Consider the following 19,328-nt stretch of genomic DNA (forward strand, 5'->3'; position numbering starts at 1 on the left):
GCCGGTGGACGGTCAGCGCGGCGGCGCGCCGGGTGGCACGAACGGCAGGTCCGGCGGCGGACCGGACTCGATCAGCCGCCACAGCCCGTCGGCGTCCAGGTGTTCCTCCACCAGGTCGCCGAGCAGGTCCAGCGTCCGCTCCCGGGCCGCCGTGAACGACGTGTCCGGCGCGACCGTGAAGCCGGTCCGCCCGGCCGCCGCCGCGACGTCGGTGAGGAACCGGCGGCGGAACGCGTCGGAGGAGAACGCGCCGTGCCAGTGCGTGCCGTACACGTTGCCCAGGTGGGCCCCCTCACCGCTGCCGTCGGCGTAGCGCAGCAGCGGCGGCAGCGCCGGGTCGGCGGCGGAGACCCGCCCGTGGTGGATCTCGTAGCCACGCACCGGCACGCCCCCGGCGGCGGTGCCCGCCACCCGGCGCACCGTCTTGCCGGGTTCGAAGGTGATCTCGACGGGGAGCAGACCGAGGCCGGGCACGCTGCCCCGGCGGCTCTCCACCGGGTCGTGGATCACCCGGCCCAACATCTGGAAGCCGCCGCAGACGCCCAGCAGCGGCCGACCGGCGGCGGCGTGCGACCGGACCGTGTCGGCCAGGCCGGTCTCCCGCAGCCAGGCCAGGTCGGCGACGGTCGACTTGGTGCCGGGGAGCACCACCAGGTCGGCGGCGGCCAGTTCGGCCGGCTCGACGGTCAGGCGTACCCGCACGCCCGGCTCCGTCGCGAGGGCCTCCATGTCGGTGGCGTTGCTGATCCGGGGCAGCCGGACCACCGCCACGTCGAGCCAGTCGACGCCCCGGGGCGCCGGGGGTCGGCCCAGCACCCGCCCGTACGCGAGGGAGTCCTCCGCGTCCAGCCACAGGTCGAGCGCCCAGGGCACCACCCCGTACGTGGGCCGCCCGGTGACCCGGCGCAGCATGTCCAGCCCCGGCTGGAGCAACCCGGCGTCGCCGCGGAACTTGTTCACCACGAACCCGGCCAGCAGCGCCTGGTCGGCCGCGTCGAGCAGCGCGACCGTGCCGAACATCGAGGCGAACACGCCACCGCGGTCGATGTCGCCGACCACTATCGTCGGCAGGTGCGCCTGCCGGGCCAGCCCCATGTTGACGTAGTCGCCGTCACGCAGGTTGATCTCGGTCGGGCTGCCGGCGCCCTCGCAGATCACCACCTCGTACTCGGTCCGCAGCTCCGCCAGCGCCGCGTACGCCGTGGTGGCGAGCCGGGCCCGCACCTCCTGGTAGTTGCCGGCGGTGACCGTGTCGACCGCCTCCCCGAGCAGCACCACCTGGCTGGCGTGGTCGCTGCCCGGCTTGAGCAGCACCGGGTTGAACCGCAGGTCGGGTGCGAGCCCGCAGGCGGCGGCCTGCATCGCCTGGGCCCGGCCCAGTTCGCCGCCCCGGCCGTCCGGCCCGACCGCCACCGCCGAGTTGTTCGACATGTTCTGCGCCTTGAACGGGGCGACCCGCACGCCCCGGCGGCGCAGCCACCGGCAGATGCCGGCGGTGAGGACGCTCTTGCCCGCGTCGGAGGTGGTGCCGGCGACCAGCAGGCCGCCGCTCACCGGCTGTGCCCGCGCCGCCCGGTCGGCGACCCCGGGCGGGCCGTCCCGTCCGAGCCGCCCGCGACCCGGGCGAGGGCACGCAGCCCAGCCCGGCCGGCCGCGCCGGCCAGGCGGCCCACGGTGAGCGGGTAGAGCGCGGCCACGCCCAACGCGGCCAGGCCCACCGCGCCGGAGATCCGGGCGGCCCGCTTGAGGTGCCGCGCCTCCGGGCGGGGGCCGTCACCGAGGAACGGTCGGGTCTCGGCCCGGCCGAAGTAGACGTTGCGCCCGCCCAGGCGCACACCCAACGCGCCCGCCATCGCCGCCTCGCACTGGCCGGCGTTCGGGCTCGGGTGGTCGTTGCGGTCCCGCCGCCACACGTGCCAGGCGGCGGCGCGGTCCCCGTGCACGAGCGGCGCGACGGCGACGGTGAGCAGCCCGGTCAACCGGGCGGGCGCCAGGTTGAGCAGGTCGTCGAGTCGGGCGGCCGGCGTGCCGAACCGCGCGTACCGGGGCGAGCGGTGCCCGACCATCGCGTCGAGGGTGTTCGCCGCCCGGTAGCCGAGCAGGCCGGGCAGCCCGGCGACCGCGCCCCAGACCAGCGGGGCGACCACGGCGTCGGAGGTGTTCTCGGCGACCGACTCGACGGTGGCCCGGGCCAGCTCAGGCTCGTCGAGCGCCGACGGGTCCCGCCCGCAGAGGTTGCCCAGCCGCGCCCGTGCCGCGGGCAGGTCGGCCCGCCTCAGCGCCCGGCCCATCACCCGGGACTCGTGGCGCAGGGTGCGCCCACCCAGCACCGTCCAGGTGCCGGCGGCCACCAGCACCGCCCGCCCCACCGGGTGCCGGCGGGTGGCCCGCGAGGCGGCGGCGCCGAGCAGGACCGGCACGCCCACCGCGAGGGCCGTGAACACGACCCCCGCCGACCGTTCGGGGCGGTGGACCCGCCGTTCCAGCGCCCCGGCCGCCCGGCCGAAGCCGGCCACCGGATGCCATCTGCGGGGGTCGCCGAGCAGCGCGTCGAGCGCGTAACCCGCCACCAACCCCGTCGCGTTCGCCATGGCGGTCGCCTGCCGCACCCGTCACCACCTCCGGCCGGCCAGCCTAGCCGTACCGCGGGGTGGTGACGCCGTCGTCGCCACCCCGCGCCCCCGTCGCACGGCCCGCGACCTCAGGCGGGCGTCGGGGTACGGCGCCGGCCGCGCCGCACCGGGGCGCTCCCGACGCGACCCGCCGGTGCGGCGACCGGCTCCGCGCCGACGGTCGGCTCGACCTCGCCCAACTCGTCGTCGGCCGGGCCCGGTTCGTCGTCGTCCTCGGCGTCCAGGCCGTCTTCGGCCCCGGCGTCCAAGCCGTCGTCGGCCCCGCCGGCCCCGCCCGCACGGACCCCGGGCGGCCCGCCACCGGCCGACGCGCCGTCGGGGTGGCCGTTGCCCGCCGGCCCGGAACCGCTGTGTCCGTTGCCCGCCCACCCGTCGGGGCGGTCGTCGAACGGGTCGGGCTCGCCCAACCGCTCGGCCGTGCCGGTGAGCCGGACCCGCCCACCCCCGAACTCCGGCGGCGGGAAGTCGTCGTCGAACGGACGGTCGTCGAGCGTGGTCGGCGCCTGCTCGTCGGGCACCGGCTCGGTCGCCTCGCCGTGCACCCGCTGCTGCGCCTCGGCGTCCTCCACCGCGCTGGTGGCCGCGCGGGGCTGGTTGCGCAGGAACCGGGACCGGCCGCGTGACAGGTCGTGCCCGACGGCGACCGCCTCCAGTTCGTAGAGCGTGCGGTGGGTGCCGGCCTCGTCGGTCCAGTCCCGGGTGTAGAGGCGGCCGGCGACGATCACCGGATCGCCGACCGCCACCGAGGCAGCCACCCCCTCGGCGAGCCGGCGCCAGCAGTTCACCCGCACCCGCAGGCTGTTGCCGTCCACCCACCGGCCGGTGTCCCGGTCCAGCCGGCGGGCGGTCGAGGCAACCTTGAAGTTGGCCACCAGAGTGCCGCTCTGGGTGGTCCGGCGCCACTCCGGTGCGGTCAGCACGTTGCCGACGATCGTGACGTACGTATCGAACATCGCCCCTCCCAGGGATCGACTGTGTCCGGCCGAGCGTGGCCCGCCCCGCCCGGCCGGGGCACCCGCCGGCTTCCCGCCTGTGGATGACGGACCGCCTTGTGGATAACCCCCTGATCAAGGTCCCGACCTGCTAGGCCAACCGGCCCTACGGCGGTGACCTGCGGTAATACATGATCGTGACGTGCCCTCCGGGTAGGCGTTCCGAAATCACGCCGGCTGGGTAAGCACGTGATCAACCGAGAGAAAAGGAGCTCCCATGCTTCTCCGAGACGTCCGCGAGGCAGCCCGATGAGCGCCGTGGCGAACCCCGCGACCGTGGCCGAGTGCCTGCGGGTCGGGGCCGGGTTCTCCCAGGGCGACCGCAACTGGATCGCCGAGCAGTTCGCGACCCTGGACAGCCGGCTCGCCGGTTTCCACGCCGACGCCACCGAGATGGAGGTGTCGGTCAAGGACCGCGAGGCCCGGGGCCAGAAGGTGACCCTCGAATGTTGGATCGCCGGCCGGCAGAAGATCGTGACCACCTCGACCGAGGAGGACCTGCACGCCGCGCTCAACGACGTCCGGGACGACCTGCGCCGCAAGCTCAACGACGCGAAGACCCGCCAGGAGCCGCGCCACAACAAGCACCTGCGCGACCTGCCCGAGGTCGTCCCGTCTCCGGAGCCCGAGCGCACGGACGCGGAAACCGCCTGAGCGTCGCACCCCGTATGAGGAGGGGCCCCGTGTCGAGCGGGGCCCCTCCTCACAATCAGCACTACCGCCGGGTAGCTCTGCGGCGTACCGTCGCGGACGTGGAACCGGACGTGCTGGGAGCGCCCTACGAGCGCCGGACGATCGACCTGGGCACCGACGACGAGGGGCCGGTCGTCGCCACCCTGGTCCGCCGCCGGGCCGACCGCCCGACCGGGCGCGCCGTGCTCTACGTGCACGGTTTCGTCGACTACTTCTTCCAGACCCACGTGGCCGACTTCTTCGCCGAGCGCGGCTGGGACTTCTACGCCCTCGACCTGCGCAAGTACGGCCGCAGCCTGCTCCCGCACCAGACCCCGAACTTCTGCCGCGACCTGAGCGACTACTTCCCGGAGCTGGACGCCGCCGTCGAGATCATCCGCGCCGAGGAGAAGCACGACACCCTGCTCGCCATGGGCCACTCGACCGGCGGCCTGATCATCTCGCTCTGGGCGGACGCCCGACGCGACACCGGCCTGGTCGACGGCATCGTGCTGAACAGCCCCTTCTTCGACATCAACGCACCCTGGCTGGTCCGTCGGCCCCTCGCGGCCGCCGTCTCCCGGCTGGGCCGCCGCGCGCCGCGGCGCGTCCTGCCGTTCGGCCTGGGCACCGTGTACGGCGAGAGCCTGCACGCCGACCACCGGGGCGAGTGGCGCTACGACCTGGCGTGGAAGCCGCTCGCCGGGTTCCCGGTCCGGGCCGGCTGGATCAACGCGATCCGGGCCGGCCAGCGGCGCCTGCGGGCCGGGTTGCACATCCCGGTGCCGGTGCTGCTGGCCTGCTCCACGCGCAGTTTCCGAGGCGCGAAATGGCACGACAGCGCGACGCTCGCCGACGCGGTGCTGGACGTCGAACACATGGTGCGTTGGGCGCCCCGGCTCGGCCGGCACGTCACCCTGGCCCGCTTCGACGGCGGGCTCCACGACCTGACACTGTCCAGCCCCGCCGTACGCGAAAAGGTCTTCGCGGAGGTCGGACGCTGGGCGGAGGGGTTCCTGCGCGCCGGCCCGACCGAACCGGAGGCCACCCCTCCGGGCCCTCGGCGCCCGGCCGGCTCGGCCGCCGAGGGCTGAGCCACCCGCCGGCCGCCCCGGGCCCCGCCGGAACTGTGGTGCCCGGTCGGGCTACGACATGGGACGCTGGACGGCAGCGTGGGCGCGCCGACCCGTACCACCAGCCGGGCCACAGCCGGCGGTACCCTCTTGGCGCGACGATCGTCGGCGCGCGCCCGTAGCTCAGCGGATAGAGCAGGGGACTTCTAATCCCAAGGCCGCAGGTTCGAATCCTGCCGGGCGCACCCTCACCGCCGCAGGCCGGCGGCTTTCCGCTCCGGTCGCGCGCCAAATGACCTAGTGCTGGCCGCAGAGTCTTCGCGGTCAATCTCCGTTGAACAGGAGTTGCCGATGGTGAGGGCGTCCTGGCGCAGCCGCTAGGAGCGAGGCGAGCTGAAGTATCGCCTGGGCGGCTGCTCGCACACTGTCGTCCCCGGAGTCGATGATCGACTGAAGCTCGGTTGCCAGCCTGACCGTCTGGCGGCTGTTGAACCAGGTGTCGTCGTAGGGATCGACTCCGGAGAGCAACGGGTAGCGGGATGGCTCCGACGCAGCCGAGGAGCAGAGAGACGCGATGCCCGCCGCGTCCGTGAGTTGCTCTACGACGACACCGCCGTACTCCCGGACCTGCACACTCATTCCCACGGCCTCATCGTGCCGCACCCGGGTGGTCGGCGGACGAGCACCGGTCCCCTCAGGGATGCCAGGCGGATCACCCCGTCGGGCGGCGGATCACCTCTTTCGCTGTTGATGTTTCTGATCCACACCGATGCAAGCGAGGACCGACGCCGCGTCGGCCGTCAGGAAGAGCTGGAAGTGGTAGGGAGGGTCGAGCTGCGTCACCCCGCCGATTCGCACCGGCTGTTCACCCAGCGCGTGGAGCGCCTCGACGGCAGACGCGAACCGAGCGTCGGGATGCCCCGGTCCCTGGTGATCTGCTCCCGCGCCCGGTACGTGCCCGCGAGGTTGCTGGCGGGCACCGCGCCGTCCCAGACGCGGAAGGCCGCTCCCGCCCCCAGCGCTGCGCGGCATGCCTTGTTGACCGGGCTCTCGTCGGCAAGTAGAGAGATCAGCTCCTCGCGTTCCACGCGGCGACGGTACCGCCCCACCCGCACAGCCGAGCCCTCCGGAATGTTCCCCCGCAAGGAAATCCGGTCGGCAGGTCCGGCCGACGGCTGGTCGTGGTGGAGGCGAAGAATCATGTGGCGGCCGACTCCGCTCTGCCCCTAGCGTGGCCCCTGTGGGCGAGGGTCGGAACAGCCGCAGCGTACGTCTGACCAAGGTCAAACGTCCGGGAGGGATCTTCTGGTACGACCTGGAGCCGGTCCGCCAGGATGCTGACGGGGCCTGGCTGCGAGGGTTGCCCGGCTCCCCATGGGGTGGCCCGCACGACAGTGGCACCCTTCCGGTGCCGGTCGTGGTGCTCCTCGCCACAGGCCGTCCCTGGGTGGCGTGGTGGGTCGGGGACCCTGCTGACCGGCGACTGGAGATCGACGTGTGCCTCCCGCCGGAGCAGACCGGAGCGGGCTGGCGGTATGTCGATCTCGAACTGGACCCGGTGCTCCACGAGCGGGATTCCCGCGTCGAGATCGAGGACTGGGACGAGTACGAACAGGCGTGCCGCGACGGCTGGATGGGCGCGGATGACGCCGGGCTCGCACGGTCCACGGCCGAAGATCGGGCCGAGGCGCTCCGGCGTCGCGACGAGCCCTGGCAGGCGCGAGGATGGCAGTTGCTCCCTCCACAGAGGTGAGCACCCGACCGCCGCGATCGTCGCCCGGCCGCTACCGTCGGGTGGCTCTCTGCCGGGACGCCTCGTACAGCACGACTGTTGCCGCTGCCGCCGCGTTCAGCGAACTGGCGGCACCGACGATGGGGATGCGGACCATCCGGTCCGCGGTCTCCTGCCAGCCGGCGCTCAGCCCCTGTGTCTCGTTGCCGACGAGAAGAAGCGTGGGGCCCGTCAGGTCGTGCTCCGCGACCTCCACGTCGCCCTGCTCGTCGGTGCCGACGATCTGCACGTGCGGAAGCCCGCGCGCACGCACCGAGGTCAACCAGTCGAGGACCTCGCGGTGGCTGGGGGCCCGTACGACGGGGACCGCGAACAGGGATCCCGTGCTGGCGCGGACGGCCTTCGGGTCGTAGGGGTCGGCCGCGTGGCCGGTGATGACCACACCCGAGGCGCCGAAGGCGTCCGCGGAGCGGATCAGGGTGCCGATGTTGCCGGGGGTCTTCGGGCGGTCGAAGACCATGACCAGCATCGTCGGCCCGACCGGTATGCGGTCCAGGTCGTCTTCGGGTTGCGCCACCACGGCCAGCAGCTCGGGCGATTCCTCGTCCTTGCCGCCGAGTTCCCGCATCAGTTCCGGCGCCAGCGCCACCCGGGTGGTCGCGGCCCGGTCGAGGAGGTCCCGACACCACCGGGACAACACCTGTCGGTCCGGATGGAGCAGGGCACGGATCTCCCATCCCTGGTCCAGGGCCACGGTGATCGGCCGCACCCCCTGCACCAGGAACTCACCCGAGCGCTGGCGCTTGTTGCGGTTGGTCAGCAACGCCTGCCACTGCTGGAAGCTCGCGTTCCGGGTGGTGATCTTCAAGGTTTTCGCCACGCAGACGATTCAACAACACACCACGGATCGGCCGGCCGTCCCGGCCACCGCCGTGCCGACCCGACCTCGTCCGGCTACTCCTTCTGACCTCGCCGCCGGATGCGGCGGGCAAGCAACCCGGCGGCCAGCCCCTTCGCCGTAGCGGGGTCAGCGCGCCCTGCCGGCGAGCAGCCACCGCCGGACGGGCACCTCCAGCAGCACCCGCGCACCGTCCGGTGTGACCGGTTGTCGAATCTCCCAGCCCGCGTACTTCGCCGCGAAGGCCGCCACCACCTCCGGTGGGAAGTCGGCGTGGTGCAGGCGGGCGACGCCCTCCGCGACGACGGGGTGCACGCCGTCCTCCAGCGCGAGGGAGACGCGCGGGTCCGCCGCCGCGTTGCGGGCCTTGACGCTGCCCGCGTCGCAGCTGATCCACCAGACGCCGCCGGTGTGCACGAACCACACAGGCGTCAGGTGCGGGGAGCCGTCCCGGCGCAGGGTGCACAGCCACACGTTCTTCTCCCGCGCCAGCCGTTCCTCGACGGCCGGCGGAAGCGGGTGCGGAGGTCGCGTCATCCCGCAAGTGGATCACGGTGGCGGGGCGGCGGGCACGCCCTGGGCAGGCTCACTGGCAGATCCGCCACTCGCCGTCCTCCTTGACGAGCGGGTACTCCTCGGTGGTGGCGGCGCCCACGTCGGGGGTGTAGCGGACGGTCGCGGACCCGCTCACCCGTCCGTTGTTGTTGGAGACGTTCAGCCCGACGATCTCGTGGTCGGTCAGGTCCGGCCGGGCGGAGCCCTGCGCCGCGAAGTCGGCCTCGCTGACCCGGTCGCGCAGCGGCGAGCAGAGGTGCCGGTAGGCGGCCGGGTAGTCCCGTTCGACAAGCGCTCCGGCGAAGGCGTCCACTGTGGTGCGGGCCGGCCCGGTGGCCTCCTGCACCGTCCGGAAGAGCAGGAAGCCCCCGAGGGCCGCACCGGAACAGCAGACGGCGAGCACCACACCCAACACGATGAACAGGGTGCGCTTGGACTTCTTCGGCGGCACCGCGGCCGGCGGGTATGTCATGCCGGCAGGGTAGGAAGCGCCGGCAAGATCACCGCGACGTGAACACGCCGTATGCCAAGAGTGACCGGTCGCGTCAACGGTGTTATTCTCCGGCGTCAATCTATGCCGTGCGGGCCCGGCCGGGTCGCTGCCGGAAGGACGGTCCCGCGATGCCGGTCGCCACCGCAACGCCCGTGCCAGCGACCCCACTGGACCGCCCGGGCAGCGGCGCGCTCACCCTGGCCTTCACGACGCTGCCGGCGCTGCTGCGGCTCACCTGCGGCCTGGTCGGCGCGGCTGTCGCGGTGTCGGTGCGTACACCGCCGGTGCGGGTGGCGCTGCTGGTGCCCGCGGTGGTCGTGCTCACCGCCTGGTCGCTCTGGTATGCGTGGCGCGCCTTCCGGCACGGGATCGGCAGCGCGCTGGTGGCCGGTGACGTGGCGCTGACCACCGCCGCCGGGCTGGCCACGCCGTGGCTTGTCGCGCCGGAGGTGCTGCCGGGCGAGGCGAGCTGGATCGCGGTGCTGGCCAGCACCAGCGTGATCAACGCGCAGGCCACCGCCCCGGCCCGCTGGTCGGTGCCGGCCGGTCTGCTGCTCACCGCCGCGTACGCGACGGGGGTCACGCTGGCCGGCAACCCGGGCGAGGCGGCAGCGCACGCCGGCACACTGCTGGCGCAGGTCGGCTGCGCGGCGGTGATGGCCGCGGTGATGCGCCGCCGGATCGGCCGCGCCGACGCCGTGTTCGCCGACTATCAGCGGTTGTCCCACGAGGCGGTGGCCGCCCGGGCCGTCCGGGAGGCGGAACGGCGGCACAACCGGGATCTGCACGACACCGTGCTGGGCACCCTCACCATGGTCGGTCTCGGCGCGATCCCGGGCAGTTCCGCGATGCTGCGCGAGCGGTGCGCGGCGGATCTGCGTACCCTCACCGCCCTGGCCGACGCGCGGACCGCGACGACGGCCGGCGAGACCGACCTGGACGGGCGGCTTCGCGTGGCCCTCGCCGGACTGCCCGCGCTGAGGGTGACCGCGACGCTGGCACCGTGCCGGGTGCCGGCGGAGGTCGCGACCGTGCTCGCCGGCAGTGCCGCCGCCGCGTTGTCCAACGTGGCACGGCACGCGCCGGGCGCGACCGTCACGGTGCACCTGGCCCGCGTGGACGGCACCGTCGTGGTCGAGGTGGCCGACGACGGCCCGGGGTTCGACCCGACCACGGTCCCGGCCCATCGGTACGGGTTGCGCGAGTCGATCCACGGGCGGATGGCCACGGTGGGCGGCCGGGCGGTCGTCGACTCGGCCCCGGGGGCCGGCACCCGGGTCCGGCTGGAGTGGTCCGATGGCTACTGAGTCCGCGACGGCGACCACCGCGGCGCCGCGCCCGCTTCCGCAGGCCCGGACGGCCGGACGCACCGGATCGGCGGCGACGCCGCCGGAGGCGCACGCCGTGGCCGACGCCTCGGACCGGGGCGCCCGCGTCGCGGCGGTGGTCATCGCGCTGGCCTGGCACCTGGCGATCGGGCTGCCGGGACTGCTGCGGGCCGGTCCGGGCATGGCCGCGCCGGCGGTGGTGGCCGCGGCCTGGCTGGTGACCGCGCTGGTCGGCGTCGGGGCCGGGGTACGGCTGCTGCGCGGCGGCCTGCCGCCGGCCGGCCTGCTGGTCGCGGTGCTGCTGGTGGTCGACGCGACGGTGTTCGCGGCGGCCGGCGGGCAGTTCCTGTTCAGCACCGCCAACTGGGTGTGGGGCGGGCTGGCCTGGTTCTTCCTGCTGGCGATCTGGCGGCGGCCGGTGCGCTGGCTGCTGTTCATGCTGGCCGCGCACGCGACGATCGCGTTGGCCGCGGTGATCCTGTACGGCGCGACCGCGCCGGCCGACCTGAGCCGCGCCACGATGTACGTCTACGGCACCTCGACCCTGCCGGTGGCCGTGTTCGTGGGCGCGGCGGCGATCACCGCGCAGGCCCGGGACCGGGCGGCGGCCGCCGCGGCGGCGCTGGCCGTGGCCGCCGAGCGGGAGGCCGCCGAGCGGGCCCGCGCCGACCGGCAGGCGCGGCTGGGGTTGGTCAGCGGCACCGCCGAGGAGGTGCTGGCGGCGCTGGCGGCCGGCGACGCCGACCCGGCCGACCCGGCGGTACGCCGCCGCGCGGTCCTGGCGGCGGCCCGGCTGCGCCGGTTGATCGCCGAGTCCGACGACGTGCCCGACCCGCTGCTGCACGAACTGCGCGCCGCCGCGGACCTGGCCGAACGCAACGGACTGCCGATCGATCTGGTGGCGGTCGGCAGCCCGCCGGAGCTGCCGGTGCAGGTGCGGCGGGGGTTGGCGGACCCGTTGACGGCGGCGCTCGCCACCGCCGAGGGGTGGGCCCGGCTGACCGTGGTCGCCGGGCCGGACGAGGTGGTGGTCAGCCTGGTGACGCCCGAGTGCGGCGGCCCGGACGAGGGCAAGGTCTCCTGCGGCGGGGACGGGCCGGTGGAACACCTGCACGAGCGGGACGGGGAGATCAGATGGACGCAGACCCGATGGCGGCGGACATGAGCGCCGGGTGGCCGATCGGGGTGGCGATCGTGGACGACCACCCGGTGGTGATCGACGGGGTGCGCGCCTGGCTGGCCGGCGAGCCGCGCCTGCGGGTGCTGGCCACCGGCGACGACCCGGACGCGGTGCTGCGGGCCGCGCCGCAGGCCGAGGTGGTGCTCCTCGACCTGCGGCTGCACGGCCGGATGGTGTTGGACAAGCTGGCCGAGCTGAGCGCGGCCGGCCGCCGGGTGGTGGTCTACTCCGAGCACAGCGACCCGACGACCATGCTGGCCGCGCTGGACGCGGGGGCGGTCGCGTTCCTGGCCAAGCACGAGGGGCGCGAGCACTGCGTGGCCACCGTGCTGGCCGCGGCGAGCGACCGCCCGTACGTGCCTCCGGCGTTGGCCGGCGCGATGGTCGGGGACGCCCGTCCGGACCGTCCGTCCCTGTCGGACAAGGAGCGCGAGGCGCTGCTGTTGTGGTTCCAGTCGATGTCGAAGGCGTCGGTGGCGCGTCGAATGCAGATCAGCGAGCACACCGTGAAGCAGTACGTCGACCGGGCGCGGATCAAGTACACCCGGGCGGGCCGCCCGGCGGCCACCAAGGCCGCCCTGCTCGCCCGGGCGATCGAGGACGGGCTCGTCCGACCGGAAGATATCGGCATCTACCGGTCGCAGGCGTCGACCGATTGGCCGACCCCCTAACGGGCGTCATGACAGGTGCCTCAGCGGTCGTTCAGGCTCACGGGTACCGCACACCGTCACCGGGAGGCCGCACCATGCCGGAGGACGCCGCACCCTTTTTCGTCGGGCCGCACCGGTTCGACGCCGACGACGACCCGTCCCGTCCCGTGCTCGACCGGCGTCACACGCTGGTGCCCGAACCGGGCGAACGACTGCTCGACAGGCAACTGCTGCGGGTCGCCGGTCACCTGCTCGGCCCGACCGACGACGTGCGCCGCTGGGCGCTGCCCGGCGCGGCGACGGTCACCGTGACCGACCATCGCCTCGCGTACGTCTGCACCGGCTCCGAACTGTCCCTGGTCGCCGGGCGGGACGGCCGCGTCGGGGCCCGGCACCGGCGCCCGGCCCGGCTGTCCCGCCTGGTCAGCGGCCAGATCCGCTGGCAGTGGCCGTCCCGGCTGGAACTCGCGGAGGCCGGGCCGGGGCTGGCGGAGCTGCGGGTGGTCTGCGACGCGCTGCGCACCATCCGCCAGCCCGCGCTGGCGCTCACCGGACCTGTCGCGCCGGTCACCGCGCTGGCCCGGCAGGTCCGCCGCGCGGTGGCCGGCTACCGACTGGCCAACCCCGACCTGGTGGAACTCTCGCCGCCGGAACGGGACGCCCTCGCCACCCGGGTCGCCGCCTCCCCCGGCCCGACGCTGGGCAGGGTGATCCTGCCGGGCTCACTGCCGGTGGAGTTCCTGTCCCGCGACGACTACTACCGGGTGCCGGTGGCGTCATCCTGGCCGCGGGCCGACCGGCCGGTCCGCGACCTGCCCGGCTCCGCCTGCTGACGCCCGGCCGGCGTCGGCACGCCCGTCAGGAGGCGCTGCGGGAGCCGCGCACGGCCCGGTCCAGCTCGATGGCCTCCTCCGGGGTGGGCGCGCTGCCGCCCAGGTGCGCCGGCTGCCACCAGGTGTCGTCCGGACCGGCGGGCTGGTCCGGATAGTCCCGCTGGACGCGGTCGACGAGCGCCACCAGACGGGTGCGCAGGTCGGCGGTCATCGCGGCGGCGTCCGGGTACGCGGTCGGGTCCATCGGCTCGCCGACCAGGATGGTGATCGGGGTGTGCCGACGGGTCAGGGTGCGCGGGCGGCCCTTCGTCCACAGCCGCTGGGTGCCCCAGAGCGCCACCGGCAGCAGCGGCACGCCGGCCTCCTGCGACATCCGGGCCGCGCCGTTCTTCAGGTCCTTGACCGTGAGGGAACGGCTGATCGTCGCCTCCGGGAAGACGCCGACCACCTCGCCGCGGCGCAGCGCGGCGACCGCGGAGGCGTACGACCCGGCGCCGGCGGCGCGGTTGACCGGAATGTGCTTCATGCCGCGCATCAGCGGACCGGAGACACGGTGCCGGAAGACGCTGTCCTTGGCCATGAAGCGGACCAGCCGCTTGGCCGGCTGCGCCCCGTAGCCGCAGAAGATGAAGTCGAGGTAGCTCACGTGGTTGGAGGCCATCACGGCACCGCCGGTGCGCGGCACGTGCTCGCTGCCCGACACGTCCAGTCGCAGGTCGAGGAGCCGGAACGTCGTCTTGAGGGCGGTGATGATGGGCGGGTACACGAGTTCCGACATGCGGCTAACTTTACCCTGAGTAGGTTACGCGGACTCAGGGCCGATCTGCCCTCGGCAGACCGGGGTCGCGCACCCGTCCTGCGCCAGTCACGATGACGGCATGACCGAGCGTGGCGTGCTGCTGTGGGTCCACGGTGGTGGCTGGCGGGGCCGGCACCACGAGGACGGCGCCGCGCTGGCGCCGCTCGGGTTGCGCGTGGTCGCCGCCACCTACCGGTTCTCCCACCAGGCCCACTGGCCGGCCCAGCTCGACGACGTACGGGCCGCGGCGCGGGCCGCCCGGGAAGCGGCGGGCGGCCTGCCGTTGCTGGTCGGCGGCCACTCGGCCGGTGCGATGCTGGCCCTCCAGGTCGGGCTGCGCGGGGTGGACCGGCCCGGCGACGTGGCGGGCGTGCTGGCCTACGCCGCACCGGTCGATCCGCTCGACCCGCAGCAGCGACGCCACCGCGCCCCCGGCGACGACCCGTGGACCGACCTGCTGGGCCATCCGCCGGCTGCCGGCGACCCGGCCACCGCCGACGCCGCCGTGGCCACCCACCTCGGTTCGGGCGTGCCGGTGCTGCTCGTGCAGGGCCGCGACGACGTCCCGGTGCCGGCCGCCCAGCCGATCGACCTGGCCGGCCGGCTGATCGCCACCGGCCACCCCACGCACCTGTGGCTCACCCACGGCGGGCACCTGCTCGACCTGGCCCGTCCCGACCTGCGTGCGGTCGCCGCCGCGTTCCTGGACACCGTCCTGCCGGCGCCCCACGGCGACTAGGTTCAGGGCATGCCCGACCTCGCCGCGATCGTCATCCACTGCCGCGACCCGTACCTGCTCGCCCCGTTCTGGAGCGCGGTCACCGGTCTGCCCCCGGTCGAGGAGGATCGGGTACGGCTCGCCGACGGCACGCTCGCGCCGACCGAGGCGGTGCTGTTGCGTGACCCGCACCGCCGGCGGCCGGACCTGTGGATCACTCCGGCGGGTGAGTTGCCCGCCCCCGGCCGGATCCACCTGGACCTGGTCGGCGATGCCGAGGAGCGGGCGGCGGTGCTCGCCGCCGGCGCGACGGTGGTGCGGGAGCTGCCCCGGTGGACGGTGCTGGCCGACCCGGAGGGCAACGAGTTCTGCCTGCTGCCGCCGAACGAGGCGCGCGCCAGCGCGCCCACGCCCGGGCACTGATCCCGGCCGGCAGCGGTCAGTTGTTCGGGTCGTCGGCGCTGATGTCGGCGAGCACCGACTGCGGTTCCCGCTCGACCGCGAGGTCGCCCATGGAGATCAGGCCGACCAGCCGGCCGTCGTCGATCACCGGGAGCCGGCGGACCGCGTACGTCCGCATCAGGTCGGCGGCGGCCACCACGTCGTCGTACTGGCTCACCGTCACCACGTCCCGGGTGGTGATCTCGTTGAGCCTGGTGACGGTGGGGTCCATGTTCTCCGCGACCCCGCGTACCGTGATGTCCCGGTCGGTGACGATCCCGACCACGTCGTCGCCGTCGGTGACCACCACGTCCCCGATGGCGCTGTCGCGCATCTCCTGCGCCGCCGCGATGAGAGTGTCGTTGCCGTCCATCGTCACCAACCGGGTCGTCATGAAGTCCGCGACCGTTGTCATGGTGCTCCCCCTCTCGTGTGGGCAGGGGGGTCTACCCGTCGCCGGCACGGCGTAACGCGGGCGGGCGGCACCGGAGACCGGCGACCGTCCCGCCCGCGCGGCGACTCAGCGTTCGGCGGCGACCAGTTCGGCGAGCTGCACGGCGTTGAGCGCCGCGCCCTTGCGCAGGTTGTCGTTGGAGCAGAACAGCGCGAGCCCGTGCTCGACCGTCTCGTCGGCCCGGATGCGACCCACGTACGTCGGGTCCTGCCCGGCCGCCTCCAGCGGGGTGGGCACGTCGCTCAACGCCACCCCGGGCGCGCCGCCGAGCAGCTCCCGGGCGCGGGCCGGGTCGATCGGCCGGGCGAACCGGGCGTTGATCTGCAACGAGTGGCCGGTGAACACCGGCACCCGCACGCAGGTGCCGGAGACCTTCAGCCCGGGGATCTCCAGGATCCTGCGGCTCTCGTTGCGCAGCTTCTGCTCCTCGTCGGTCTCCTCGGAGCCGTCGTCGACGATCGAGCCGGCCAGCGGGAGCACGTTGAAGGCGATCGGGCGGGCGAACGAGCGGGGCGCCGGGAACTGGACGGCGGAACCGTCGAAGGCGAGCCCGGCGGCGTCCTCGGCCACCTTGCGGACCTGCTCGTCCAGCTCGGCCACACCGGCCAGGCCGGCGCCGGACACCGCCTGGTACGTGGAGATGACCAGGCTGACCAGTTCGGCCTCGGCGTGCAGCGGGCGCAGCACCGGCATGGCGGCCATCGTGGTGCAGTTGGGGTTGGCCACGATGCCCTTCGGGCGGTCGGCGACGGCGTGCGGGTTGACCTCGGCGACCACGAGCGGCACCTGCGGGTCCATCCGGAACGCCGACGAGTTGTCGATCACCACGGCGCCTGCCTCGACGACCCGGGGAGCCAGCTCCTTCGCGGTGCCCTTGCCCGCCGAGAAGAGCACGATGTCCAGCCCGGCGTAGTCCGCGGTGGTGGCGTCCTCGACTGTCACCTCGCCGCCGCGCCAGAGCAGCGTCCGCCCGGCCGACCGGGCGGAGGCGAACAGTCGCACCTGCTCGGCCGGGAACTCGCGTTCCGCAAGCACCCGCCGCATCACCCCACCGACCTGGCCGGTGGCTCCCACAATGCCGATCCTCATGCCCGCGAGGCTACCCAGCCGGGCGGCCCGGGTGGGAACCGTTTCCCAGCGCCCGGAGGCGGGGCGACGGGGATCACAGCCCCCGCCACCCCGGCCGGTCACGCGTGGTCGATCACCTCGCCGATCCCGGCGGCGACCAACTCGTCCCGGATGACCGCCGCGTCCCCCTCGACCACCATGGTCAGCGACTCGGGGTGCAGGTAGGTCGCGGCTGCGGCGGAGACATCCTCGACGGTCGCCGAGAGCAGCTCCGAGCGCAGCTGGGCGTGGTAGTCGTCCGGCAGGTCGTACACCACGAGCGTGGTCAGCGCCGCCGCGATCGCCCGCGGGCTCTGCAGCTCGACCGAGAGCTGGCCGGCCCGCCAGGACCGGGCCACCTCCAGTTCCTCCTCGCTCACCCCGGTCAGCTGGGTACGCGATATCTCGCCCACCGACTCGACAAGCGCCGGCGCGGTCACCGCGGTCTGCACCCCGGAGTTGACCGCGAACCGGCCGAACCGCCGCGACGAGGCGAAGTCCCCCCGGATGCCGTACGTGTAGCCACGCACCTCGCGGATGAGGTGGTTGAGCCGGGACGTGAACGCACCTCCGAGCACGGTGCCGGCCAGCGTCATCGGTACGTGGTCCGGGTGGGCGCGGTGCGGCGACGGGTGGCCCAGCCGCAGCGTGGACTGCACCGACCCGGGCCGGTCGACCAGGATGATCCGCCGGCGCCCGGCCAGCGGCACCTCGATCGGGGCGCCCCGGTCCGCCGGCGCGCCGCCGGCGCCGGCGAACGCCGCCGCGCCGAGCGCCTCCAGGTCGACGCGTTCCAGGTCACCGGCGACGATCAGGGTGCCGGGGCGGATGAACCACTCCGAGTGGAAGACGGTCACGTCGTCGGCCTCCAGCGCGGCCACGCTGTCCGGGTCGCCGTAGAGCGGGCGACCCCACCGGTGCTCCGCGCCGAACAGGTCGGCGCGCAGCACCGCGTCGGCGCGCGGGCCGGGGTTCGCCCAGTCCATCCGCAGCGCGGTCGCCTCGTCGTCGCGGACCCGCAGCACGTCAGCCGGGTCGAGCCGGGGCGTACGCACCGCCTCGGCGAGCAGTTCCACCGCGGCGGTCAGCCGGTCCACCGGCACCTGCACGCTGACCTGGAACGAGTCCCAGTCGAGCCCGGTCACCAGCTCGGTGCCGAGCGCCTCGATGGCCAGCGCGTACGCGGTGGCGTCCCGCTGCGCGGTCCCCTCCTCCAGCGCCTTGGCCAGCACCGCGCCGAGCCCTTCCTTGCCGACCGGTTCCCGGCCGGCGCCGCCGTCGAGCAGCAGCACCGCGACGGCGAGGTTCTGCCCGGGCAGGTGCGCGGCCACCACCTGCCCGCCGGCCACCGTCCGCCGGACCACCTGCGGGAAGCGGTAGGGGCGGGCCGCGCCGGGGCCGGGGCGGGTGGCGATGAGCGTCATGCGGTCTCCTCGGGCAGGTAGGTCAGGATCACCCGGTCGTCGGCACCGAGCAGCTCGGCGGCCTGCTCGGCGATCTGCTCGGCGGTCACCGCGAGCCAGCCCGGCAGCCGGTCGGCCGCGCGGGCCGGGTCGCCGAACTGGGTGGCGTACCGGCCGAGCGTGTCGGCCCGGCCGTCGACGGTGGACATCTGCCGCCACCACGAGGTGCTCAGCAGCGCCTTGGCCCGGTCCAGCTCGGCGGCGGTCACCGGCACGGTCGCCAGCTCGTCGACGACCGCTTCGAGCCCGTCGCGCAGCCGCTGCGCGCTCACCCCGGGGCGGGCCGTGGCGGTGGCGATCAGTGGGGCCGGCGCGTGCGCCAGGTCCACGCCGTACGCCCCGACGAGGTCCGGCTGGGCGAGCCGCTCGCCGTCGGCGAGCCGCTGGTAGAGGCGGCTGCCCCGGCCGCTGCCCAGCACGGTGGCCAGGACCGTGGTCACGTCGTAGCCGTCCGCGCCGAACGGGTGGGTGCGGTGCGCGAGGTAGACGCGGGGGGCGGGCACGTCGGCGGTGACCGTCTCCACCGCCGGGCGGCCGGCGGACGGCACGGTGCGCCCGTCCGGGGCGGCCGGGATGTCGGCACGGGCGGCCAGCCCGCCGAAGTACTTGTCGGCCAACCCGAACACCTCGGCCGCGGTGGTGTCGCCGACCACGGTGAGGACCGCGTTGTTCGGCGCGTAGTAGGTGCGGTGGAACTCCTGGAAGGTGGCCAGGTCGGCGGCGTTCAGGTCGGCCATCGACCCGATCGTCGCGTGGTGGTAGGGGTGGCCGGGCGGATAGAGCAACGGCAGCAGCCGCAGCCAGGCGTCGCCGTACGGCACGTTCTCGTAGCGCTGCCGCCGTTCGTTTTTCACCACGTCGCGCTGGTTGTCAAGCGTCTCCTGGGTCAGCGCCGGCACCAGCCCGCCCATCCGGTCGGCCTCCAGCCAGAGTGCCAGCTCCAGGTGCTCGGCCGGGACCGTCTCGAAGTAGTTGGTCCGGTCGGGGTTGGTGGTCGCGTTCAGCGAACCGCCGGCGCCCTGGATGAGCTTCATGTGCTCGGTCTTCGCCACGTTCACCGAGCCTTCGAACATCAGGTGTTCGAAGAGGTGGGCGAAGCCGGTCTGGCCTGTCGGTTCGTGGCGGGAACCCACGTCGTACCACAGGTTGACCGCCACGGCCGGCGCGGTGCAGTCCTCGCTCACCACCACGCGCAGGCCGTTGTCCAGTCGGGTTGTCTCGATCGGCCAGGGGAAACCGCTGTCGGGCATGGCACGACGCTATCCGATCGGGCGGGCGGAAAGGTGACGCGCCACCAGCATCCTCGT

At 74.3% G+C, this 19,328-nt stretch carries 22 protein-coding genes and 1 tRNA gene; 10 read left to right on the forward strand and 13 right to left on the reverse strand.

What is annotated here, in order from left to right:
* Positions 1-12: 12 nt before the first annotated feature.
* The 3 genes from ACLQ2X_RS04235 to ssb all read right to left on the reverse strand — a co-directional run bounded on the left by ACLQ2X_RS04235 (position 13) and on the right by ssb (position 3,586).
* A complete protein-coding gene (locus ACLQ2X_RS04235; RefSeq protein WP_425679603.1) occupies positions 13-1,554 on the reverse strand; it encodes a cobyric acid synthase in 1,542 nt (513 codons plus the stop codon).
* On the reverse strand, positions 1,551-2,609 hold the full coding sequence (locus tag ACLQ2X_RS04240; protein WP_425679604.1) for a cobalamin biosynthesis protein: 1,059 nt from the start codon (positions 2,607-2,609) through the stop codon (positions 1,551-1,553). Before ACLQ2X_RS04240 ends, ACLQ2X_RS04235 begins: the two co-directional genes overlap by 4 nt.
* A 92-nt stretch (positions 2,610-2,701) precedes the next feature.
* The gene (gene ssb, locus ACLQ2X_RS04245; protein ID WP_425679605.1) at positions 2,702-3,586 is read right to left on the reverse strand and encodes a single-stranded DNA-binding protein; all 885 of its coding nucleotides are present in this window, start codon (positions 3,584-3,586) and stop codon (positions 2,702-2,704) included.
* A 288-nt stretch (positions 3,587-3,874) separates the two neighbouring features.
* Here ssb and ACLQ2X_RS04250 point away from each other — a divergent pair, with 288 nt between their 5' ends.
* The 3 genes from ACLQ2X_RS04250 to ACLQ2X_RS04260 all read left to right on the forward strand — a co-directional run bounded on the left by ACLQ2X_RS04250 (position 3,875) and on the right by ACLQ2X_RS04260 (position 5,615).
* Positions 3,875-4,279, forward strand: coding sequence for an HPF/RaiA family ribosome-associated protein (locus tag ACLQ2X_RS04250; protein ID WP_425679606.1), 405 nt, complete (start codon positions 3,875-3,877; stop codon positions 4,277-4,279).
* Between the two features lie 98 nt (positions 4,280-4,377).
* Positions 4,378-5,391 (forward strand): alpha/beta hydrolase, encoded by a 1,014-nt coding sequence (locus tag ACLQ2X_RS04255; RefSeq protein ID WP_425679607.1) that lies wholly within the window; start codon positions 4,378-4,380, stop codon positions 5,389-5,391.
* A 151-nt stretch (positions 5,392-5,542) separates the two neighbouring features.
* Positions 5,543-5,615 (forward strand) — tRNA-Arg (locus tag ACLQ2X_RS04260).
* Positions 5,616-5,694: 79 nt separating this feature from the next.
* Here the strand turns inward: ACLQ2X_RS04260 and ACLQ2X_RS04265 are convergent.
* Both ACLQ2X_RS04265 and ACLQ2X_RS04270 read right to left on the reverse strand, forming a co-directional pair.
* A complete protein-coding gene (locus tag ACLQ2X_RS04265) occupies positions 5,695-6,015 on the reverse strand; it encodes a hypothetical protein (protein ID WP_425679608.1) in 321 nt (106 codons plus the stop codon).
* A 194-nt stretch (positions 6,016-6,209) separates the two neighbouring features.
* A complete protein-coding gene (locus tag ACLQ2X_RS04270; protein ID WP_425679609.1) occupies positions 6,210-6,458 on the reverse strand; it encodes a hypothetical protein in 249 nt (82 codons plus the stop codon).
* Positions 6,459-6,610: 152 nt separating this feature from the next.
* On the opposite strand from ACLQ2X_RS04270, the gene ACLQ2X_RS04275 reads away from it, so the two are divergent.
* Positions 6,611-7,123: a DUF402 domain-containing protein gene (locus ACLQ2X_RS04275; RefSeq protein ID WP_425679610.1), complete on the forward strand. Its 513-nt coding sequence runs from the start codon at positions 6,611-6,613 to the stop codon at positions 7,121-7,123.
* A 31-nt stretch (positions 7,124-7,154) separates the two neighbouring features.
* On the opposite strand, the gene ACLQ2X_RS04280 is transcribed toward ACLQ2X_RS04275, so the two are convergent.
* From ACLQ2X_RS04280 to ACLQ2X_RS04290, 3 genes are all read right to left on the reverse strand, one after another.
* On the reverse strand, positions 7,155-7,982 hold the full coding sequence (locus ACLQ2X_RS04280) for a TrmH family RNA methyltransferase (RefSeq protein ID WP_425679611.1): 828 nt from the start codon (positions 7,980-7,982) through the stop codon (positions 7,155-7,157).
* A 147-nt stretch (positions 7,983-8,129) separates the two neighbouring features.
* Complete coding sequence (locus ACLQ2X_RS04285; RefSeq protein WP_425679612.1) at positions 8,130-8,537, reverse strand: TIGR03618 family F420-dependent PPOX class oxidoreductase; 408 nt, start codon at positions 8,535-8,537, stop codon at positions 8,130-8,132.
* 49 nt (positions 8,538-8,586) lie between these two features.
* A complete protein-coding gene (locus ACLQ2X_RS04290; protein ID WP_425679613.1) occupies positions 8,587-9,027 on the reverse strand; it encodes a hypothetical protein in 441 nt (146 codons plus the stop codon).
* A gap of 149 nt (positions 9,028-9,176) precedes the next feature.
* On the opposite strand from ACLQ2X_RS04290, the gene ACLQ2X_RS04295 reads away from it, so the two are divergent.
* The 4 genes from ACLQ2X_RS04295 to ACLQ2X_RS04310 all read left to right on the forward strand — a co-directional run bounded on the left by ACLQ2X_RS04295 (position 9,177) and on the right by ACLQ2X_RS04310 (position 13,039).
* The gene (locus tag ACLQ2X_RS04295; RefSeq protein WP_425679614.1) at positions 9,177-10,355 is read left to right on the forward strand and encodes a sensor histidine kinase; all 1,179 of its coding nucleotides are present in this window, start codon (positions 9,177-9,179) and stop codon (positions 10,353-10,355) included.
* Positions 10,345-11,541, forward strand: coding sequence for a hypothetical protein (locus ACLQ2X_RS04300; protein ID WP_425679615.1), 1,197 nt, complete (start codon positions 10,345-10,347; stop codon positions 11,539-11,541). Before ACLQ2X_RS04295 ends, ACLQ2X_RS04300 begins: the two co-directional genes overlap by 11 nt.
* Entirely contained in the window at positions 11,511-12,227 is a 717-nt protein-coding gene (locus ACLQ2X_RS04305) for a response regulator (RefSeq protein WP_425679616.1), read from the forward strand. Before ACLQ2X_RS04300 ends, ACLQ2X_RS04305 begins: the two co-directional genes overlap by 31 nt.
* A 74-nt stretch (positions 12,228-12,301) precedes the next feature.
* Complete coding sequence (locus ACLQ2X_RS04310; RefSeq protein WP_425679617.1) at positions 12,302-13,039, forward strand: hypothetical protein; 738 nt, start codon at positions 12,302-12,304, stop codon at positions 13,037-13,039.
* A gap of 25 nt (positions 13,040-13,064) precedes the next feature.
* Here ACLQ2X_RS04310 and ACLQ2X_RS04315 read toward each other — a convergent pair whose 3' ends face one another.
* Positions 13,065-13,817 (reverse strand): lysophospholipid acyltransferase family protein, encoded by a 753-nt coding sequence (locus ACLQ2X_RS04315; protein WP_425679618.1) that lies wholly within the window; start codon positions 13,815-13,817, stop codon positions 13,065-13,067.
* Positions 13,818-13,917: 100 nt separating this feature from the next.
* On the opposite strand from ACLQ2X_RS04315, the gene ACLQ2X_RS04320 reads away from it, so the two are divergent.
* Positions 13,918-14,577, forward strand: coding sequence for an alpha/beta hydrolase (locus ACLQ2X_RS04320; RefSeq protein ID WP_425679619.1), 660 nt, complete (start codon positions 13,918-13,920; stop codon positions 14,575-14,577).
* Positions 14,578-14,586: 9 nt separating this feature from the next.
* Entirely contained in the window at positions 14,587-14,979 is a 393-nt protein-coding gene (locus ACLQ2X_RS04325; RefSeq protein WP_425679620.1) for a VOC family protein, read from the forward strand.
* Between the two features lie 16 nt (positions 14,980-14,995).
* Here ACLQ2X_RS04325 and ACLQ2X_RS04330 read toward each other — a convergent pair whose 3' ends face one another.
* From ACLQ2X_RS04330 to ACLQ2X_RS04345, 4 genes are all read right to left on the reverse strand, one after another.
* On the reverse strand, positions 14,996-15,412 hold the full coding sequence (locus tag ACLQ2X_RS04330) for a CBS domain-containing protein (RefSeq protein ID WP_425679621.1): 417 nt from the start codon (positions 15,410-15,412) through the stop codon (positions 14,996-14,998).
* A 105-nt stretch (positions 15,413-15,517) separates the two neighbouring features.
* Positions 15,518-16,540 carry an aspartate-semialdehyde dehydrogenase gene (locus tag ACLQ2X_RS04335; protein ID WP_425679622.1) on the reverse strand — a complete coding sequence of 341 codons (1,023 nt, stop codon included), beginning with the start codon at positions 16,538-16,540 and terminating at the stop codon, positions 15,518-15,520.
* 98 nt (positions 16,541-16,638) lie between these two features.
* Entirely contained in the window at positions 16,639-17,982 is a 1,344-nt protein-coding gene (locus ACLQ2X_RS04340) for a M16 family metallopeptidase (protein ID WP_425679623.1), read from the reverse strand.
* Positions 17,979-19,271 (reverse strand): M16 family metallopeptidase, encoded by a 1,293-nt coding sequence (locus ACLQ2X_RS04345; RefSeq protein ID WP_425679624.1) that lies wholly within the window; start codon positions 19,269-19,271, stop codon positions 17,979-17,981. Before ACLQ2X_RS04345 ends, ACLQ2X_RS04340 begins: the two co-directional genes overlap by 4 nt.
* Between the last annotated feature and the right edge of the window lie 57 nt (positions 19,272-19,328).

Origin of the sequence: Micromonospora sp. DT31, from assembly GCF_049841795.1 — a bacterium.
In the GTDB taxonomy this organism is placed as follows: Bacteria; Actinomycetota; Actinomycetes; order Mycobacteriales; family Micromonosporaceae; genus Micromonospora.